This window comes from Rhodococcoides corynebacterioides NBRC 14404, from assembly GCF_001894765.1.
Classification (GTDB): Bacteria; Actinomycetota; Actinomycetes; order Mycobacteriales; family Mycobacteriaceae; genus Rhodococcoides; species Rhodococcoides corynebacterioides.
Map to the genome: position 1 here is coordinate 490,751 of NZ_BCWV01000003.1, position 16,220 is coordinate 506,970.

The 16,220-nt window shown below is 70.4% G+C and carries 19 protein-coding genes; 7 read left to right on the forward strand and 12 right to left on the reverse strand.

Annotated features, from left to right (window positions below; translation table 11 throughout):
• The first annotated feature begins 14 nt into the window (after nucleotides 1–14).
• Complete coding sequence (gene purU / locus RC2_RS07595) at nucleotides 15–887, forward strand: formyltetrahydrofolate deformylase (RefSeq protein WP_068145854.1); 873 nt, start codon at nucleotides 15–17, stop codon at nucleotides 885–887.
• On the opposite strand, the gene RC2_RS07600 is transcribed toward purU, so the two are convergent.
• Both RC2_RS07600 and RC2_RS07605 read right to left on the reverse strand, forming a co-directional pair.
• Nucleotides 884–1,906 (reverse strand): alpha/beta fold hydrolase, encoded by a 1,023-nt coding sequence (locus RC2_RS07600; RefSeq protein ID WP_068145850.1) that lies wholly within the window; start codon nucleotides 1,904–1,906, stop codon nucleotides 884–886. The genes purU and RC2_RS07600 overlap by 4 nt on opposite strands.
• Nucleotides 1,907–1,921: 15 nt before the next feature.
• Nucleotides 1,922–2,947: an ATP-binding protein gene (locus RC2_RS07605; RefSeq protein ID WP_072681246.1), complete on the reverse strand. Its 1,026-nt coding sequence runs from the start codon at nucleotides 2,945–2,947 to the stop codon at nucleotides 1,922–1,924.
• Nucleotides 2,948–3,042: 95 nt separating this feature from the next.
• On the opposite strand from RC2_RS07605, the gene RC2_RS07610 reads away from it, so the two are divergent.
• Entirely contained in the window at nucleotides 3,043–4,290 is a 1,248-nt protein-coding gene (locus RC2_RS07610; RefSeq protein ID WP_068145845.1) for an Nramp family divalent metal transporter, read from the forward strand.
• Nucleotide 4,291: 1 nt separating this feature from the next.
• Here RC2_RS07610 and RC2_RS07615 read toward each other — a convergent pair whose 3' ends face one another.
• The 4 genes from RC2_RS07615 to RC2_RS07630 form a co-directional block, all read right to left on the reverse strand.
• On the reverse strand, nucleotides 4,292–4,585 hold the full coding sequence (locus RC2_RS07615; RefSeq protein WP_068145842.1) for a DUF2516 family protein: 294 nt from the start codon (nucleotides 4,583–4,585) through the stop codon (nucleotides 4,292–4,294).
• A 75-nt stretch (nucleotides 4,586–4,660) separates the two neighbouring features.
• On the reverse strand, nucleotides 4,661–5,479 hold the full coding sequence (locus tag RC2_RS07620) for a heparin-binding hemagglutinin (protein WP_068145838.1): 819 nt from the start codon (nucleotides 5,477–5,479) through the stop codon (nucleotides 4,661–4,663).
• Between the two features lies 1 nt (nucleotide 5,480).
• Complete coding sequence (locus tag RC2_RS07625) at nucleotides 5,481–5,948, reverse strand: helix-turn-helix domain-containing protein (RefSeq protein WP_068145836.1); 468 nt, start codon at nucleotides 5,946–5,948, stop codon at nucleotides 5,481–5,483.
• A 152-nt stretch (nucleotides 5,949–6,100) separates the two neighbouring features.
• A complete protein-coding gene (locus RC2_RS07630) occupies nucleotides 6,101–7,357 on the reverse strand; it encodes a DUF445 domain-containing protein (RefSeq protein ID WP_082895374.1) in 1,257 nt (418 codons plus the stop codon).
• 139 nt (nucleotides 7,358–7,496) lie between these two features.
• Here RC2_RS07630 and RC2_RS07635 point away from each other — a divergent pair, with 139 nt between their 5' ends.
• Nucleotides 7,497–8,249: a TetR/AcrR family transcriptional regulator gene (locus tag RC2_RS07635; RefSeq protein ID WP_068146075.1), complete on the forward strand. Its 753-nt coding sequence runs from the start codon at nucleotides 7,497–7,499 to the stop codon at nucleotides 8,247–8,249.
• Here RC2_RS07635 and RC2_RS07640 read toward each other — a convergent pair.
• Both RC2_RS07640 and RC2_RS07645 read right to left on the reverse strand, forming a co-directional pair.
• Nucleotides 8,234–8,434, reverse strand: a complete 201-nt coding sequence (locus RC2_RS07640; RefSeq protein ID WP_068145831.1) for a hypothetical protein — start codon at nucleotides 8,432–8,434, stop codon at nucleotides 8,234–8,236. The genes RC2_RS07635 and RC2_RS07640 overlap by 16 nt on opposite strands.
• 65 nt (nucleotides 8,435–8,499) lie before the next feature.
• Nucleotides 8,500–8,739 (reverse strand): hypothetical protein, encoded by a 240-nt coding sequence (locus RC2_RS07645; RefSeq protein WP_139277311.1) that lies wholly within the window; start codon nucleotides 8,737–8,739, stop codon nucleotides 8,500–8,502.
• A gap of 179 nt (nucleotides 8,740–8,918) precedes the next feature.
• Here RC2_RS07645 and RC2_RS07650 point away from each other — a divergent pair, with 179 nt between their 5' ends.
• Nucleotides 8,919–9,500, forward strand: coding sequence for a type 1 glutamine amidotransferase domain-containing protein (locus RC2_RS07650; RefSeq protein WP_068145823.1), 582 nt, complete (start codon nucleotides 8,919–8,921; stop codon nucleotides 9,498–9,500).
• Between the two features lie 19 nt (nucleotides 9,501–9,519).
• On the opposite strand, the gene RC2_RS07655 is transcribed toward RC2_RS07650, so the two are convergent.
• From RC2_RS07655 to RC2_RS18920, 4 genes are all read right to left on the reverse strand, one after another.
• A complete protein-coding gene (locus tag RC2_RS07655; protein ID WP_068145820.1) occupies nucleotides 9,520–9,987 on the reverse strand; it encodes a PPOX class F420-dependent oxidoreductase in 468 nt (155 codons plus the stop codon).
• A 10-nt stretch (nucleotides 9,988–9,997) separates the two neighbouring features.
• Nucleotides 9,998–12,223, reverse strand: a complete 2,226-nt coding sequence (locus RC2_RS07660; protein ID WP_068145817.1) for a putative bifunctional diguanylate cyclase/phosphodiesterase — start codon at nucleotides 12,221–12,223, stop codon at nucleotides 9,998–10,000.
• Nucleotides 12,220–13,290, reverse strand: a complete 1,071-nt coding sequence (locus RC2_RS07665) for a PHP domain-containing protein (protein WP_068145814.1) — start codon at nucleotides 13,288–13,290, stop codon at nucleotides 12,220–12,222. The genes RC2_RS07660 and RC2_RS07665 overlap by 4 nt, the downstream gene beginning before the upstream one ends.
• A gap of 72 nt (nucleotides 13,291–13,362) precedes the next feature.
• A complete protein-coding gene (locus tag RC2_RS18920; protein ID WP_068145812.1) occupies nucleotides 13,363–13,722 on the reverse strand; it encodes an STAS domain-containing protein in 360 nt (119 codons plus the stop codon).
• A gap of 383 nt (nucleotides 13,723–14,105) precedes the next feature.
• Here RC2_RS18920 and RC2_RS07675 point away from each other — a divergent pair, with 383 nt between their 5' ends.
• From RC2_RS07675 to RC2_RS07685, 3 genes are read left to right on the forward strand one after another with little or no spacing between them, the layout of a single operon-like run.
• Nucleotides 14,106–14,534 carry an ATP-binding protein gene (locus RC2_RS07675; RefSeq protein ID WP_068145810.1) on the forward strand — a complete coding sequence of 143 codons (429 nt, stop codon included), beginning with the start codon at nucleotides 14,106–14,108 and terminating at the stop codon, nucleotides 14,532–14,534.
• Nucleotides 14,531–15,322, forward strand: coding sequence for a SigB/SigF/SigG family RNA polymerase sigma factor (locus tag RC2_RS07680; RefSeq protein ID WP_068145808.1), 792 nt, complete (start codon nucleotides 14,531–14,533; stop codon nucleotides 15,320–15,322). The genes RC2_RS07675 and RC2_RS07680 overlap by 4 nt, the downstream gene beginning before the upstream one ends.
• 29 nt (nucleotides 15,323–15,351) lie before the next feature.
• Nucleotides 15,352–16,206, forward strand: a complete 855-nt coding sequence (locus RC2_RS07685) for a PPK2 family polyphosphate kinase (RefSeq protein WP_068145806.1) — start codon at nucleotides 15,352–15,354, stop codon at nucleotides 16,204–16,206.
• Nucleotides 16,207–16,220 lie beyond the last annotated feature (14 nt).

Below are 16,220 nucleotides of genomic sequence, written 5' to 3' on the forward strand. Positions count from 1 at the left end.
AAAGACTGTCGGGCATGTCGCACGCCCCCCGCTACGTCGTCACCCTCGGCTGCCCCGACCGCACGGGCATCGTCGCTCGCATCGCGACGTTCCTCGCCGACCTGGGCGGATCCATCGTCGAGGCGGCTTATCACGCCGACGCGGACAGTGGGTGGTTCTTCACTCGTCAGGCCGTGGACGCTGCGTCGATCGACATCGGGGTCGACGAGCTCCGGGAACGGTTCGCCACCGTGGCGGCGGAGATCGGGCCGGACACCGAATGGGCCGTGCACGATTCGTCCGTGCGCAAGCGGGTGGTCCTGCTGGTGAGCAAGGAGGGGCACTGCCTCCACGATCTGCTGGGCCGCGCGGCCGGCGGTGAGCTGCCGGCCACCATCGATGCCGTGATCGGCAATCACCCGGACCTGGAGGCCGTCACCCGCGCGCACGGGACCCCGTTCCATCACGTGCCGTTCCCGTCCGACCCGGCCGAGCGGGGACCGTCGTTCGCGCAGTTGCGGGAGCTGGTCGACTCCTACGATCCCGACGCCGTGGTGCTCGCGCGCTTCATGCAGGTACTGCCCGAGGAGCTGTGCGATCACTGGGCCGGCCGGGCGCTCAACATCCACCACAGCTTCCTGCCCTCGTTCGTCGGCGCGCGGCCCTATCACCAGGCGTTCGCGCGCGGCGTGAAGCTCATCGGCGCCACCTGCCACTACGTGACGGCCGAACTCGACGCGGGCCCGATCGTCGAACAGGACGTCATCCGCGTCGACCACGCCGATGCCGTGTCGGACATGGTTCGCCAGGGCCGCGACATCGAGAAGCTGGTGCTCGCGCGTGGGCTGCGCTGGCACCTCGAGGACCGCGTCCTCGTGCACGGCCGGAAGACCGTGGTCTTCAGCTAGCGGTCGGCCAACCGGACCAGGGCGGCGTCGAACTCCGCGATCGCCTCGACCGACGCCATGTGTCCGACCCCGGGCAGTTCGACGAGCTCGTCGAGGACGTTCGCGCGGTCGAGTTGCTCCGCGAGACGTCGGGACTGAACGGGTGGCGTCAGGCGGTCCTCCGTGCCCACCACCACGACGGTGGGCACGTCGATGTTGGTCACCGCGTCCCGGATCTCGACGGTGGTGAGAACGGCTCCCCACATCCCGCGGGTGCGCGGGGCGCAGTCCCGCACGACGCGTTCGCAGAACGCCACCTGTGCGGGGGTGGACCGGGTGCCCATCGTGGCGTAGCGCAGGGCCCGCGTCGACAGGCGGGTCGCCGGCAACGGCAGGGCCGACCCCATGACGGACGCCGCCAGACGGGCCGGTACCTGCGGGACACCGGGCGGCAGCGGTACGACGGTGGTCTCGCGCACCAGCGAGTCGCTGGCCGTGTCCGCCAGCAGGATGCCCTTGGCGCGCTCGCGCACCTGGGTGGGGTAGCGGGACGCCCACGACATGACCGAGATCCCGCCCATGCTGTGTCCGGCGATCACGGCGGGGGCACCCGGCCGCACGGTGGCGGCGAGGACGGCGGCGAGATCGTCGCCGAGGACGTCGGGGTCCAGCGGGCGCGTCCCGACCTCGCTGCGACCGTGTCCGCGCTGGTCGTAGACGACGACGCGGTACTTGTCGGCCAGGTCGTTGATCTGCGGCGCCCAGAAGTCGGCGGAGCACGTCCACCCATGGCTGAGGACGATCGGGGTGGCGTCGGGGTCGCCGTACTCGAGAACGCGGAGCCGCGCTCCGTCGTCCGTCACGACGTCGACCGTGCGCGGGACGAGGTCGGGCGTCCGCAACAGGTCGTCGGTGTCCGCGAGCCGGGTCGACGGCGGTGCCGACCGGCGGGTGCGGCGGCGGAGCAGGACGCCACCGACGACGAGGGCGCCCGCCAGAACGGGAACGACCCGGGCACCGGATCTCTTCTCCGTGGACATGGCCGTAACCCTAGGTCACGTCTTTCTCGATTTCTCGGTCGCGTCGCTCCCCGCCGCCCGGCGCGCACCGTCGACGAGCCCGTTGACGGTGGCGGTCAGGTCGTCGATCCGGGCGACGGCGTCGCGGTAGATCGTGGTGTCGTCCGGGTCGCGTTCGGCGCGATCGAGGCGCTCGCGCAGGTCGGCGAGCGGCTGACGAAGGTCCTCCCCGGCCGCGATGACGAGGTCCTTCTGGGCGCGATTCGAGGCGTCGACGGCGTCCATCATCGCGTTGAACCGGACCGCGAGAGCCGCCAGCTCTCGGTCGCCGACGACGGCCACGGGGGCGAGATCGGCGGTGGTCACCACCCGCTCGAAGGCGAGCCGGAGCCGCCGCACCGGTCGGAGCCCCGTCGTGAGTACGACGGCGGTGAGCACGTAGGCGACCAGCCACACCGCCGCCGTGAAGATCACCAACGCGACGTCGAGTCGGCGTAGCTGGGCGTGCAGCGTGTCGAGGGAGTTGGCGACCATGACCACGCTCGCCGGGCCGTCGGCATTCCTGGCGCCGTCCGATCCGGTTCCGGGGCCGGGCGCGGCGACGTAGCCGATGGTCCAGTCCCCGGCGTCGACGAACGCGATCGAGTCGGTCGCGCGGGCGGCGAGATCGCGGGCGAGCAACGACGGTCCGCCCTCGGGCGCGAGGAACGGACCGTGCCCGCCCACCGGATAGGAGGTGAGGAGGGCACCGTCGCGATAGATCGCGTCGACCGGGGCGCTCCCGTCCATCGGGCGGAACAGGGTGGTGGCCGTCGCGAGGCGTTGTTCCGTGGCGGACGCGGTGACGATGCCGGTGATGCGCGACGTGAGCTCGGTCTGCACTCGCGAGGCGAGCAGATGCTGGGCGGCGACGTGGGTGCAGAGCGAGAAGCCGGCCAGCAGGACGATGGTCGTGAGGCCGATCTGGACGCGCAGTCGGTGGACCAGGGACCACCGTGCGGTGTCGGGCCACCACCTCCGCCGGACGGTGCGCGGCCGCCGAGGACGCCGGAAGGCGGGCATGGTGGGCAGTGTCCTCCGCACACCTGAGACCAGCCTGAGCCGGATGTGTTCGGGTAGCCGAACTCTTCCGTCCGGCGTCCCCTACACTCACCGCCATGTCCGATCGACTCGCGTACCGCGCGGCCGCCCCCGGCCGCACACGCTCGGTGATGCTCCTGGGCCCGGCATTCGTCGCCGCCATCGCCTACGTCGATCCGGGCAACGTGGCCGCCAACCTCACGGCCGGAGCGCGGTACGGGTATCTGCTGGTCTGGGTCCTGGTGGCCGCGAACGCGATGGCGGTGCTCGTCCAGTACCTGTCGGCCAAGCTCGGCCTGGTCTCCGGGCGGTCGCTCCCCGAGGTCCTCGGGGACCGCCTGCGCCCGTGGACCCGACGCGCGTTCTGGGTGCAGGCCGAGGCGGTCGCCGTCGCCACCGACATCGCCGAGGTGATCGGTGGCGCCATCGCGCTACGACTGCTGTTCGGCATCCCGCTCCCGCTCGGCGGCCTCATCACGGGCGTGGTGTCGATGATCGTGCTGGCCGTGCAGTCCCGACGCGGCCAGCGCACGTTCGAGTTCGTCGTCATCGGCATGCTCGCGGTGATCACCGTCGGCTTCCTCACCGGGCTCTTCTTCTCCGACGTCGACGCCGCCGGAGTCGCGGGCGGCCTGGTCCCCGGTTTCGACGGCAGCGGGTCGGTGTTGCTCGCCGCGAGCATGCTGGGGGCGACGGTGATGCCGCACGCTATCTATCTGCACTCGGCGTTGGCTCGGGATCGACACGGAGTCGAGACGGATCCCGTGAAGCTGGACCGACTGCTGCGGGTGACGAAGTGGGACGTGACGTTCGCGTTGATCGTCGCGGGCACGGTGAACATCGGCATGCTGCTGCTCGCGGCGTCGTCGCTGCTCGGCCGCGAGGGCACCGACACCATCGACGGCGCGCACGCCGCGATCCAGAGCACGCTCGGCCCCTCGGTCGCCGCGGTCTTCGCCGTGGGGCTGCTGGCGTCGGGGCTCGCCTCGACCGCCGTCGGCTGCGCCGCGGGTGCGGAGATCATGAAGGGACTGCTGCGCAAGCGGATCCCGCTGCAACTCCGACGCGTGCTGACGCTGATCCCCGCACTGATCGTGCTGGGCGCGGGAGTCGATCCCACTCTGGCTCTCGTGCTCAGTCAGGTGGTGCTGAGCATGTGCATCCCGTTCGCCCTGGTCCCGCTGGTCCGACTGACGTCGGACCGCCGTGTCATGGGCGACCGGGTGAACTCACGCACCACGGTGACCCTGGCGACACTGGCCACCGGGGCCATCGTGGCCCTGAACGTGGCGTTGTTGTGGCTGACCGCGACCGGGCGGGCCTGACCTACCAGCGAGGTCCGCGCTGGACGTCGTCGACCTTCGGGCGCACGTCCACCAGGTACACACCCATGGCGACGACGGCGATGATGCCGATGAAGTTGATGACGGGCACCACCAGGAGCACGAGCAGGGCGATGACGAGGATCGCGATCCAGCCCTGCTTGCTCAGCTTGTCCGCGGCGGTGAACGCGTCCCCGCGCTGACGCACGGCGTGGAACAGCGAGAACGCGACACCGAACAGCGCGATGAGCTGCAGGACGTACTCGATGGCGCTGGTCGCGCTGGTGGCGAGGGGCATACGTCCGATTCTAGAGCGACCGCGGCCCCCGCGCACGAAGGGTGCGCGGGGGCCGGGACGAGTCGGCGGAGCCGATCAGCTGGTGCTCTTCTTGGCCGGGGTGGCCTTCTTGGCAGGGGTCTTCTTCGCCGGGGTGGTCGACTTCGCGGCCGGGGTGGTCTTCTTGGCCGGGGTCTTCTTGATGGGCGAGTTCGCGTCGTTGCGCGTCTTGCCCTCGACCGTGCCGGCAGCGCCGGAGACCTTGTCGGAGGCCTTCTGGCCGGCCGTCTTGGCCTTGTCGCCGGCCTCGTCGAGGTTCTCGCTCAGCTCGTCGGCGCCGTCCTTGATGGCCTCGGCGGCCTCGTCGGCGCCCTCCTGGACTCGCTTCGAGGCGCGGCCTGCCAGCTCCGCGGCACGCTCACCGACGGCGCGGGTCTGCGAGGCGACGGTGCCGAGGGTGTCCTCGGTGAGGTCGACGGCGTCGTTGGCGGCCTTGTTGGCGCGCTCGAGGCCCTCCTCGATCTGCGGGTTCTTCCGGATGCGCTCGACCGTCTCCTCACCACGCTCCGCGAGAGCGGTGTAGAGGTCGGACGCCACCTTGAGGTACGCCTCGGCGACCTTGCGCAGCTCCTCCGGGGTGAAGCGCTCACGCAACTCGGCGATCTCCTCGGGCAGCTCCTGCGGCAGCGCCTCGAGCCGGTTCCGGAGCGTCTCGACGCTCTCGGTCACGTCTTCCTGCAGGTCCGCGAGGCGGGCGCGGGCGGTGTCGACGCGGTCGCCCACGTCTGCCTGCGTGCTCTCGGCGCGGTTGCGCACCTGGGCCACCACGTCGGCCACGGCCTGCACCACGGCGTCGCCGGCGCCGACGGCGGCGTACAGCGGGGTCTTGACGGTGTCGAACTTGGGATCGGTCATGTCACTCTCCTGGGGTCGTTGTCGCTCGGTGTCGGGGCGTGTCGGGGGTCTCGTCCTCGGGGCCGGCGTCGTTCTCGCGCCGGAACGAGTAGTAGATCTCCAACAGCACCTGCTTCTGCCGTTCGGTGATGGATTCGTCGCCGTGCACAGCGTCGACGACGGGGCTGTGCGGCCGCTCCTCGAGCAGACCGGCTCGCACGTAGAGGACCTCCGAGGACACCCGAAGACCCTTCGCGATCGAGGCCAGTACCTCGGCGGACGGCTTGCGCAGCCCACGTTCGATCTGACTCAGGTACGGGTTGCTGACACCGGCCGACTGGGCGAGCTGGCGCAGGGACACCTGCGCGGACTCCCGCTGCGACCGGATGAAGCTTCCGATGTCCGACGTCGCGCTGCTGACGACTCTCGCCGCGAGATCGCCGGGAGACGACTGCGCGTCGCCACCGCTCTCGGTGTCGGTGTTCGCCATCGCTGCACCTCCCCTGATCGGCCATGCCGTGCGGCCGTGTCACCCGGCCGCGTCGTACGAAACCCACGATAACGAGGGGTGCTAGCAAGAGCAAGCACTCTGCTAGCACCGATGTCGTTACGCCGATCACACCGGTGCCGGCGCCCGGACGATCAGTGCCCGAACAGCAGATCCGACGCCGTGTAGATGGCCAGTCCGGCGAGCGACCCGACGACCGTGCCGTTGATACGGATGAACTGCAGATCCCGCCCGACCTGGAGTTCGATCTTCCGCGAGGCCTCGTCGGCGTCCCACCGCGCGACCGTGTCGGTGATGACGGTGGTGATCTCGTCGGTGTAGTTCTCGACGATGTAGCGGACCCCGGCGAGCAACCACCCGTCGACCTTCTCCCGGAGGGCGGTGTCGTCCCGCAACCGGAGCCCGAACTTCTGCACGTTCTGCGCGATGGTCGCGCGCAACGTGCTGTTCGGATCGTCGACCGAGTCCACGATGAGCCGTTTGGCCACCTTCCACGACGCCGCCGCCAGCCCGGTGACCTCGTCGCGGCCCATGATCTCGGACTTCACGGCCTCCGCCTTGGCGATGGTCTCCGGATCGTGCTGCAGGTCGTTCGCGAAATCGACGAGGAACTTGTCCGCCGCGAGACGCAGCTCGTGCTGCGGGTTCGAGCGCACCTTCCACGTGAAGTCGACCAGCTCGCGGTGGATGCGCTCGCCGAGCAGGACGTCGACGAACTTCGGTGACCACGACGGTGAGTCCCGGCTGACGATCCGGTCGATCGTCGGCAGGCTGTTCTGCGCCCACTCGTGCGCACGCTCGGCCAGCAGGTCGATGAGCGGCTTCTGCCGGTTCTCCTCGAGCAGCGAGGTCAGGACCCGACCGATCGGCGGGCCCCACTGCGGATCGCCGAGTCGCTTGACGATGGTGTTGTCGATGACCTGCTGGATGTCCTCGTCGTCGAGCACGTCGAGGACACCGCGCAGCACGGTGGCCGTCTCCTCGGCGACGCGCTCGGCGTTCCTCTGCTCGGCCAGCCAGGTCCCGAGTCGGAGCGGCACCCGCGCGGCCTGCACCTTCTGCGACACCACGTCGACGGCGAGGAAGTTGGTGCCCACGAAGGAGCCGAGGCTCGCGCCCAGCTGGTCCTTCTTGCGCTTGATGATCGCCGTGTGCGGGATCGGCAGCGCGAGCGGATGCCGGAACAGGGCGGTCACCGCGAACCAGTCCGCCAGGGCGCCCACCATGCCCGCCTCGGAGGCGGCGCGCACGTACCCCACCCAGTCGCCGGCGCCGCGACTCTCCTGCCAACGGCAGTAGAGGTAGACGATCGTGGCGAACACGAGGAAGCCCGTCGCGACGCCCTTCATCCTGCGGAGATCCCGCCGCTTGACGTCCTCGTCGAAGCTCATCAGTTGCACCGGCCCATTCTGCCCGTCGCCCCGGGCACTAAACTGGGCGGGCGCGCCCGACCAGGGCCGTGAGCGTCGAACACGTGCGCCGATCCCGACCGGATCGGGAGTGCGACGGATCGGGACGGAGCAACCACGCGTGGCGAGCAGATCGGCAGCCGAGGCCGACGACGGGGACGGAAAGCCGGACGGCCGGAAGCGCCGGTGGCGTGAGCACAAGATCGCGCGCCGGGAAGAGTTGGTCGACGGCACCCTGGCCGCCATCCGCGCCCGCGGACGGTCCATCGGCATGGACGAGATCGCGTCCGAGATCGGCATCTCCAAGACCGTGCTGTACCGGTACTTCACCGACAAGAACGATCTGACCAACGCCACGCTCGAGCGCTACGTGGAGACCACCCTCGCGCCGCGCATCTACGAGGCGATCGCGGTCGACGTCGACGAGTACAACCTGACCCGGCGCGTCGTCACCGCGTACGTCGAGACCGTCGCGGACGACCCCGAGGTCTATCTCTACGCGATGAGCACCAGCTCCGGGCCGAACCGAGACGTCGTGGCCGAGTCCGAGCGCATGATCGCGGAACTGCTCTCGACCGTCCTCGGCGAGCGTCTGCGCCGCATGGACATGGACTCCGGCGGATCCCTGCCGTGGGCCTACGGCATCGTGGGCGGAGTCCAGCTGGCGACCCACTGGTGGATCTCGAACAGGTCGATGTCGGCGACCGATCTGATCGACTACCTGACCATGATGGTGTGGGGCGGTATCCACGGCGTCGCCGCCGCGGGCGGGTCACCGGCGCGGTTCAACTCCGTCGAGCACCCTCTCGTGGACGGAACCGTCGAGGGAGAGGGAACCGCGACGGCGGACGACTCAGGTCAGCCTCGGTCGTAGTCGTCGTCGTCGAGCGGGACGTCGAGATTCTGCTCGACGAAGTCCGCGTCCGACACCTCGAGACGGGGCAGCGTCGCGGGCAGCTCGCCGGCGTCGGGTGTGAGGTCGCGCTGCTGGTCGAGGGCGTCCTCGATCGGCAGTTCGGTGCTCGGCAGTGCGGTGGTGCTGTCGGTCGGCTGGGTCACGGTGTCGCTCCTCTCGCTCGTCCGGTCGATCCGGGTCGATCCACGTCGGTCCGCGTCGATTCGGTCTAGCCGGTCCTGTCGATCGGCACGGTCACGGCGATGATCCCGGCCGTACCGATCATGAGCACTCCGACGAGTGCGCCGAGCGCCACGGAGCTCAGCGCGGCGGCGACGAACACCGCCATGCCCACGCAGAACGCGAGAAGCACGACGGCACCGGCACCGGCGGATTCGAAGAGGCACGCGGCCTCTGCCGTGTCCGCCGCTCGGGCCGCCGATTCTACCGGCGGAGGCACTGTTGTCACCGGGGGTCCTCGTTCACGGGGGATCCTCACTCGTGTTGCGGTCGACGTTCGCTCTCCCGATACCCGACGGAGCGGAGCCTCAATCTCGGCAGTCCGACGGGTGGTGGGAGTCACCCCGGCGCGGCACGGCCGTGGGCGGCCTCGTTTCCGGTCCCCCGCGCCCGGGTAGCTCTGCTGCCATGACCGAATCGACCGCATCCCCCTCGCTCACCGGCCGCACCGTGGCCTTCCTGGCCACCGACGGCGTGGAGCAGGCCGAGCTCACCGATCCGCGGACGGCGCTCGAGGAGGCCGGCGCCACCACCGTGCTGATCTCCCTGACGCACGGCGAGATCCAGGCCTACGAGTCCGACGTGAACCCCGCGGACACCTTCGCGGTGGACGCGGTGGTCGCGGACGCGTCGATCGACGACTACGACGCGTTGGTGCTGCCCGGCGGCACCACCAACCCGGACGCTCTGCGCACCGACGCCGATGCCGTCGCGTTCGTCCGGGACTTCGTCGGCAGCGGACGCCCGGTCGGCGTCATCTGCCACGGGCCGTGGACGTTGGTCGAGGCCGATGTCGTGCGCGGGCGCACCCTGACGTCCTACCCGAGCGTGCGCACCGACATCCGCAACGCCGGCGGCACCGTCGTCGACGAGGAGGTCGTGGTGGACGGCAACCTGATCTCGAGCCGGAACCCCGACGACCTGCCGGCGTTCGGCAAGGCCCTGGTGACCGCGGTGGCCGAGGCGGATACCCGACCGACGAGCGCATAGGTCAGGACCGCCGCGTGGGTCAGGACTGGTCGGTGGGGGCCGGGAAACCCCCGGTCGCCACCGGGCCCCAGGTGTCGATGGAAATCCGCAGGATCGACTTGCCCTGCGTGCGCATGGCCTCGCGGTACTCGTCCCAGTCGGGATGCTCCCCGGCGATCGAGCGGTAGTAGTCGACCAGCGGCTCCACCGAGTCCGGCAGGTCGAGCACCTCGGCGGTACCGTCGATCTGCACGTACGGCCCGTCCCAGTCGTCGGAATGGACGCACAGCGTCACCGACGACGAGTGGCGGATGTTCACCGTCTTCGCTCGCTGCGGGTAGGTGGAGATCACGATCCGCCCGGCGTCGTCGAGACCGCACGTCACCGGGGAGATCTGCAGACCACCGGACCGGCGATGGGTCACCAGCGTCGCCCGATGCCGCTCGGCGACGAAACGATGCAGAGTCTCGAGGTCGACCCGCTCGGCGGTCGCGTACTTCCGTGCCATGACGTCGAGCTTAGGGGGACGGGCCGGGGGCGGCGAGCACCCCGCCCGCACGCACGAGCGCGGCGACCGAGTCGGCGTCGGTCGGTCGACCCAGCAGGTAGCCCTGGGCGAGCCGGCACCCGCACCGCCGCAACGTCGCCAACTGCTCCGGCGTCTCGACACCCTCACCGATCACGTCCAGGCCGAACGCCTCCGCCACGGACACCATCGCCCCGACGACGGCCTCGGACCGGGCCACGGACAGTTCCGCGACGAAGGATCGGTCGATCTTCAGGCCGTCGAGAAGCGGGAATCGGGTCACCGAACCGAGCGACGAATGCCCGACACCGAAGTCGTCCAACAGGATTCGGATTCCGCGCTCGTGCAGTCCGCGCAGCGCCGACCGGACGGTGTCGCTGTCCTCGAGCCACACCGACTCGGTGATCTCGATGCCGAACGTGGACGGGTCGAGTCCGGAGTCGGCCAGCGCATCGTCCACCGTGGCGAGGAACCCCGGCGTCCGCAGTTGGAGTGGACTGACGTTCACCCGCAGGTGCACGGTGGGCGCCGTCGATCCGACCGACCCGTCCCCAGTTCCGGTTCCGGTTCCGGTTCCGGTTCCGTCGAGCAGCCGATGCCACGCCACGGCGTCCCGGCACGCGCGCCGCAGCACCCGTTCCCCGAGCGCCGCGATCAGCCCGGCCTGTTCGGCCGCCGGGACGAACTCGTCGGGACCGAGCGGTCCGAGAGTCGGCGAGGTCCACCGCGCCAACGCCTCGACCCCCACCAGGACGCCGATGTCGATGTCGAACACCGGCTGGTAGACGACGGTCAGGTCGTCGGCGTCGATCGCGGCACGCAGGTCGGTCGCGACGGCCCATCGTCGTCGCAGGGCACCGCCGGCCGCGGCGTCGAAGACCTCGACGTGGCCGGGTCCGCGACGCTTCGCGGCAGCCACGGCGATGTCCGCCTCGCGCACCAGGTCGGCCGCGGTTCGGTTGCCGTGGCCCACGGCGACGCCGGCGCAGGCGGTGACGACGGTGCCGCGGCCCTCCACCGAGAACGGTTCGGCCAGTGCGGCGAGGACCGACGTCGCCAGGTCGGTCGCCTCGAACGTGCTGGTGAGGCCGGGGCAGATCACGGCGAACTGGTCCGCTCCCAGTCGGGCCACCGCGTCGCCGCGTCGGGCGGCGCCGCTGATCACCGGCGCCACGGCGGCCAGCAGGGCGTCGCCCGCCGCGAATCCGAAGGTCTCGTTCACACTGCGGAACCCGTCGAGGTCGATCAGCACCACCGCCGTCAGCCGACCGTCGTCCCGTCCGGCAGCGAGGGCGTCGTCGAGGCGCCGATAGCCCGACGTCCGATTGTCGAGCGAGGTCACCGGGTCGACCCGGCTCCGATGGCGCAGTCGGTGTTCGAGGTCCGTGCGATGCACGGCCGCCCCGAGAACATCGGCCAGGATGATCAGCACCGTCAGGGCGTCCGGCGTCACCACTCCCGCCGATTCGCGGTAGACGGCGAGGACGCCCCAGTTCTCCGGTGACCCCGGCACCGGCACGGCCGCCGCGCTCCGCAACCCGTACCGACGCATCTCGGACGCGTCGAATCTCGTCTCGCGGGCCGTGTCGACGCACACGACGGGTGTGCCCTCGCGCATCACGTACCCGGCGATCCCGCTCGCGCGGACCTGCATCCCCTCGAGTTCCCGGGTCGTGCGGCCCGTCGCTCCCAGCACGGCCATGCTCTCGCCGTCCGGCACCGGCCGCAGTATGAGTACGTGCTCGGCATCGAACAGCGGCGGTACCGTCTCGAGAATCGCGTTGGCCAGGTGGTCCGCACTCCCGGTGACGGAGATGCGGTGCAGGGCGGACACCACCCGCTGCTCCTGCGCGCGTCGCTGCACGTCCCCGGACACGTCACGCAGGTCGACGTCCGCCGGCGGGTCGAGCGCGGCCGGTGTGCGGCTGACGACCACCATCGCGATGTCGGACCCCGTCCCGGCATCGACCATCCAGGCCGACGCGACGAGCTCGCCGGGAACCTCCGCGGGATCGGTGACGGCGCCCGACCAGAATCCGCTGCGACGGGCCGCATCGACGATGCCGGCCAGCACGGGGGAGATCGCCTCCGCGCCCGATGCGAGCGAATCCCGCGCCGAGAGGTTCGCGTACCGGAGAACACCGGACTCCACGATCATCACACCGTTCGCGGCGGTGTCGGCGACCGCGGCCACGGCGGCGACGAACGGGTGGGTCACGACCGGGCCGTGGTCCAGGCGAGCAGCCGGTCCACCGGCCAGGTGGTGACGATGCGCTCCGGCGGGATGCCGACGGCCGCCGCCCGGGTGCAGCCGAGACCCAGCCAGTCGAGTTGTCCGGGCGCGTGCGCGTCGGTGTCGATCGCGAACAGGCACCCGATCTCGAGTGCGAGCTCCATCAGCCGCTCCGGCGGGTCCTGCCGTTCCGGTCGACTGTTGATCTCGACGGCGGTGCCGGCGTCGCGACAGGCCTCGAACACCGCCCGCGCGTCGAAGGTCGATTCCGGCCGGGTACCGCGTCCACCCTCGACCAGTCGACCCGTGCAGTGGCCCAGTACGTCGACGTCCGGGTCCGTGACCGCGGCGATCATCCGCGCCGTCATCGTGGCGCTGTCGGCGCGCAGGTGCGAGTGCACGCTGGCCACCACCACGTCCAGCTCCGCGAGCAGCGCGCGCTCCTGATCGAGGCCGCCGTCGTCGAGGATGTCGACCTCGATCCCGGTGAGGATGCGGAAGTCCGGGCCCCCGTCGGCCTCGACCTCGCGCGCGAGGTCGGTGAGCAGGTCGAGTTGATCCCGCAGGCGATCCGCGGACAGGCCGTTCGCGACGGTCAGGCGGGGCGAGTGGTCGGTCAGCGCCCAGTACTCCCGCCCGAGGCGACGCGCGGTCGCCGCCATCTCCGCCGGCGGGCTGCCCCCGTCCGACCAGTTCGAATGCGTGTGCAGATCACCGCGGACCGCCGCGGCGAGCTCGATCGCGGCGGCGGAGAACTCCCCACCGGAGTGCGGGCCGATCGGCTCCGCGTCGGCCCGCAGGGTCGCGAGGTAGTCGGGCACCTCGCCCGCCGCGGCAGCGGCGGCCACGGCGGCGGTCTTCGGTCCGATCCCCCGGAGGGACGTCCAGTCACCTCGCCGGGCGATCTCCGCCCGACGGCCGGGGGGCAGCGCCGCGAGCACGTCGGCGGCGTTGCGGTAGGCCTTCACCCGGCGCGTCTCCTCCCGAGCGCGCTCGAGCCAGAAGGCCACCTCGCGCAGCGCCTCGACCGGGTCCGACGAGTCGGGGTTCATGATGGGCCGAGAATACCCGTGGCCCCGACCGGAAGGTTCCGATCGGGGCCACGGGTCTTCGAGGTGGACGCGTTATCCGCGCACGTCGACGACGTGAGCGGACGGCTCCCACCGTGCGGCGACCATGACGCGCGCGACGGCGTCGCCGACTCGGAGCGTCAGTCGGCTCCCGCGGTCTCCGCAGGCGTCGTCGAGCGCGGCCACGACCGTGAGCGCGGCGGTGCCGAAGAAGTCGACGGCGGTGAGGTCGAGCACCACGTCGCCGACCGGCTCGTCGCGCAGGGCGTCGCGCAGGTCGGCCGCGTTGGCGAGGTCGATACTGCCGCCGACGCGATACGTCGTCGTCGTGTCGGTGCGGCTGACGGTGAGAGTTCCGTCGGACAGGTGAAGAACGGTGGTGCGGGGATCGAATGCGATCGTCGAAACGGTCATGAGTGACTCCAAGTGCCGATCGAGCTGCTGAGCACGGATCTGCGGGTGCCGCCCGGAGTGGACTGCGGAAGGAGCAGTCCCGGCGGGGTGGTCCGGCCGCACGAGAGGCGGGGGACGAAAGAAAGTGGATACGGCAACCACCGACGGTGCGTCGTACGTCGGCTGCTGACTCAACCTGATCTCGAACCTACGCCGCCCGGGACTCGTTGCCAACCGGTTTCCCCGGCCGGGGGCCCGGGTAACCCCTCTCGGTACTCCGCCGCGGTGGGCGTCTCGTCGACCGCGGGTACCCGCCAGAACAGCACCGGTCGGCCACCGATACATTCGCAGCAGAGCGTCCGCCGCGCACAGTCCGCGCGGAGGACCGGAAAGCGGGAAATTCCATGACACGGGCCATCACCACCGATCCCGACTCCGCCGGGTCGGCGTCGACCATCGAGTTGGGCGTGCTCGCCGACCCGAGCCAGCTCTCCGTCACGCGCGCCGTCGCTGCGGCTCTCGCGGCGCAGGAGGACTTCGACCTCGACAGCATCGCGGACATCCGTCTCGCCATCGACGAGTCGTGCAGCCGCCTCATCGTCCGCGCCACGCCGGGCGCTCGTCTGGTCTGCGCGTTCACGCCGGGCCCGGACGTGCTCGACGTCGCCGTCACCACCACCACCGAACCCGGTGCCGACCTCGATGCCAGCGGCTTCGGATGGCACGTGCTCAACGCCCTGACCGACACGGTCTCGACGTCCCAGTCCGAGCACGACGGCGTCGTGACGACCACCATCGAGTTCACCAAGCGCAAGCACGGCCTGGACGAGTGACGACAAGCGAACGCAAGAGCAAGTCCCGGCGGTCGGCCGACGAGTACGCCGACGTCGCGGCGAAGTTCTCGGCCATCGGCGCGTTGCCCGAGGGCGACCCGCAGCGTCGCGTCCTGCGCGACCAGCTGGTCACCCGGTGCCTTCCGCTCGCCGAACACATCGCCCGCCGCTTCGACGGCCGCGGCGAGGCGCACGACGACCTGGTGCAGGTCGCCCGCGTCGGCCTGGTCAACGCGGTGGACCGCTTCGACGTCGAGCGCGGCTCGGACTTCGTGTCCTTCGCCGTGCCGACGATCATGGGCGAGGTCCGTCGGCACTTCCGCGACGCCGGATGGGCCGTCCGCGTCCCCCGCCGCATGAAGGAACTGCACCTGCAGCTCTCGCGCGCGGTGGCGGATCTGTCGCAGACGCAGGGCCGATCTCCCACCGTGTCCGAACTCGCGGAGTACCTGGACCTGGACCGGGACGAGGTCGCAATGGGCCTCACGGCCGGCAACGCCTATCAGACCCTGTCCGTGGACAGCGCCTCGAGCGGCAGCGACTCCGAAGGACTCTCCCTCGCGGACACCCTGGGTGACTACGACAAGGAGATGGAGAACGTCGAGAACCACGAGGCGCTCCGTCCCCTGCTCGAGAAGCTGCCCGAGCGCGAGCGAAACGTGTTGTTGCTCCGGTTCTTCGGCAACATGACGCAGACCCAGATCGCGGACAAGATGGGCATCTCGCAGATGCACGTGTCGCGGCTGCTGGCTCGCACGCTGGCGCAACTGCGCGAAGAGCTGCACTAGCCCGGCACACGGGCCCTACAGTTCTCGCCATGAGTTCGCGCAACGGGTGGTCGGGGTCGGCGACGAAGATTCTGCGGGTCGATCCCGACGTCCCGTTCGGCGACGTCGACGCGTACACCAAGCCGGGGTTCACCGGGTCGAAATCGGACGGCAAGGCGTGGCTCGATTCGCGCGCGACCGACCTGCTGGAGCTGCAGGAGAAGCTGTACGCGAACGGACGCTCCGGCGACCGGCGCTCCGTGCTGCTCGTCCTGCAGGGAATGGACACCTCGGGCAAGGGCGGCATCGTCAAACACGTTCTGGGACAGGTGGAACCGCAGGGCGTCGACCACACGTCGTTCGCCGCGCCCACCGAGGAGGAGCGGGCGCATCCGTTCCTGTGGCGCGTCGAGAAGGCGCTGCCCCGCGCGGGGCAGATCGGCGTGTTCGACCGCTCCCACTACGAGGACGTCCTGATCGTGCGGGTACACGACATGGTGCCCCGCGAGGTCTGGGAGGCGCGGTACGACGAGATCAACGCGTTCGAGAAACGCGTGGTGGAGTCCGGCACCACCCTGATCAAGGTCGCTCTGGCGCTGTCGATGGACGAGCAGCGGGAGCGGCTCGCGCGGCGCCTGCGCCGACCGGACAAGTACTGGAAGTTCGACCCGTCGGACGTCACCGAGCGAAGCTTCTGGGGCGACTACATGGCCGCCTACGACGCGGTCTTCGAACGGACCTCGACGGAGTACGCGCCGTGGCACGTGGTGCCGTGCGACCGCAAGTGGTACAGCCGGGTCGCGATCACCGAACTGCTCGTCGAAGCCCTGCACGGGTTCGAGCTGGACTGGCCCGCAGCGGATTTCGACGTCGAGGAGCAGCGCCGCCGGCTGCAGGAGAGCTGACGGCGCTGCTCGAG

What these genes read in the sequence shown, in the direction of transcription:
- purU (WP_068145854.1), top strand. Translation starts at nt 15, where the DNA reads ATGTCGCACGCCCCCCGCTACGTCGTCACCCTCGGCTGCCCCGACCGC.
- RC2_RS07600 (WP_068145850.1), bottom strand. Translation starts at nt 1,906, where the DNA reads ATGTCCACGGAGAAGAGATCCGGTGCCCGGGTCGTTCCCGTTCTGGCG.
- RC2_RS07605 (WP_072681246.1), bottom strand. Translation starts at nt 2,947, where the DNA reads ATGCCCGCCTTCCGGCGTCCTCGGCGGCCGCGCACCGTCCGGCGGAGG.
- RC2_RS07610 (WP_068145845.1), top strand. Translation starts at nt 3,043, where the DNA reads ATGTCCGATCGACTCGCGTACCGCGCGGCCGCCCCCGGCCGCACACGC.
- RC2_RS07615 (WP_068145842.1), bottom strand. Translation starts at nt 4,585, where the DNA reads ATGCCCCTCGCCACCAGCGCGACCAGCGCCATCGAGTACGTCCTGCAG.
- RC2_RS07620 (WP_068145838.1), bottom strand. Translation starts at nt 5,479, where the DNA reads ATGACCGATCCCAAGTTCGACACCGTCAAGACCCCGCTGTACGCCGCC.
- RC2_RS07625 (WP_068145836.1), bottom strand. Translation starts at nt 5,948, where the DNA reads ATGGCGAACACCGACACCGAGAGCGGTGGCGACGCGCAGTCGTCTCCC.
- RC2_RS07630 (WP_082895374.1), bottom strand. Translation starts at nt 7,357, where the DNA reads ATGAGCTTCGACGAGGACGTCAAGCGGCGGGATCTCCGCAGGATGAAG.
- RC2_RS07650 (WP_068145823.1), top strand. Translation starts at nt 8,919, where the DNA reads ATGACCGAATCGACCGCATCCCCCTCGCTCACCGGCCGCACCGTGGCC.
- RC2_RS07655 (WP_068145820.1), bottom strand. Translation starts at nt 9,987, where the DNA reads ATGGCACGGAAGTACGCGACCGCCGAGCGGGTCGACCTCGAGACTCTG.
- RC2_RS07665 (WP_068145814.1), bottom strand. Translation starts at nt 13,290, where the DNA reads ATGAACCCCGACTCGTCGGACCCGGTCGAGGCGCTGCGCGAGGTGGCC.
- RC2_RS18920 (WP_068145812.1), bottom strand. Translation starts at nt 13,722, where the DNA reads ATGACCGTTTCGACGATCGCATTCGATCCCCGCACCACCGTTCTTCAC.
- RC2_RS07675 (WP_068145810.1), top strand. Translation starts at nt 14,106, where the DNA reads ATGACACGGGCCATCACCACCGATCCCGACTCCGCCGGGTCGGCGTCG.
- RC2_RS07685 (WP_068145806.1), top strand. Translation starts at nt 15,352, where the DNA reads ATGAGTTCGCGCAACGGGTGGTCGGGGTCGGCGACGAAGATTCTGCGG.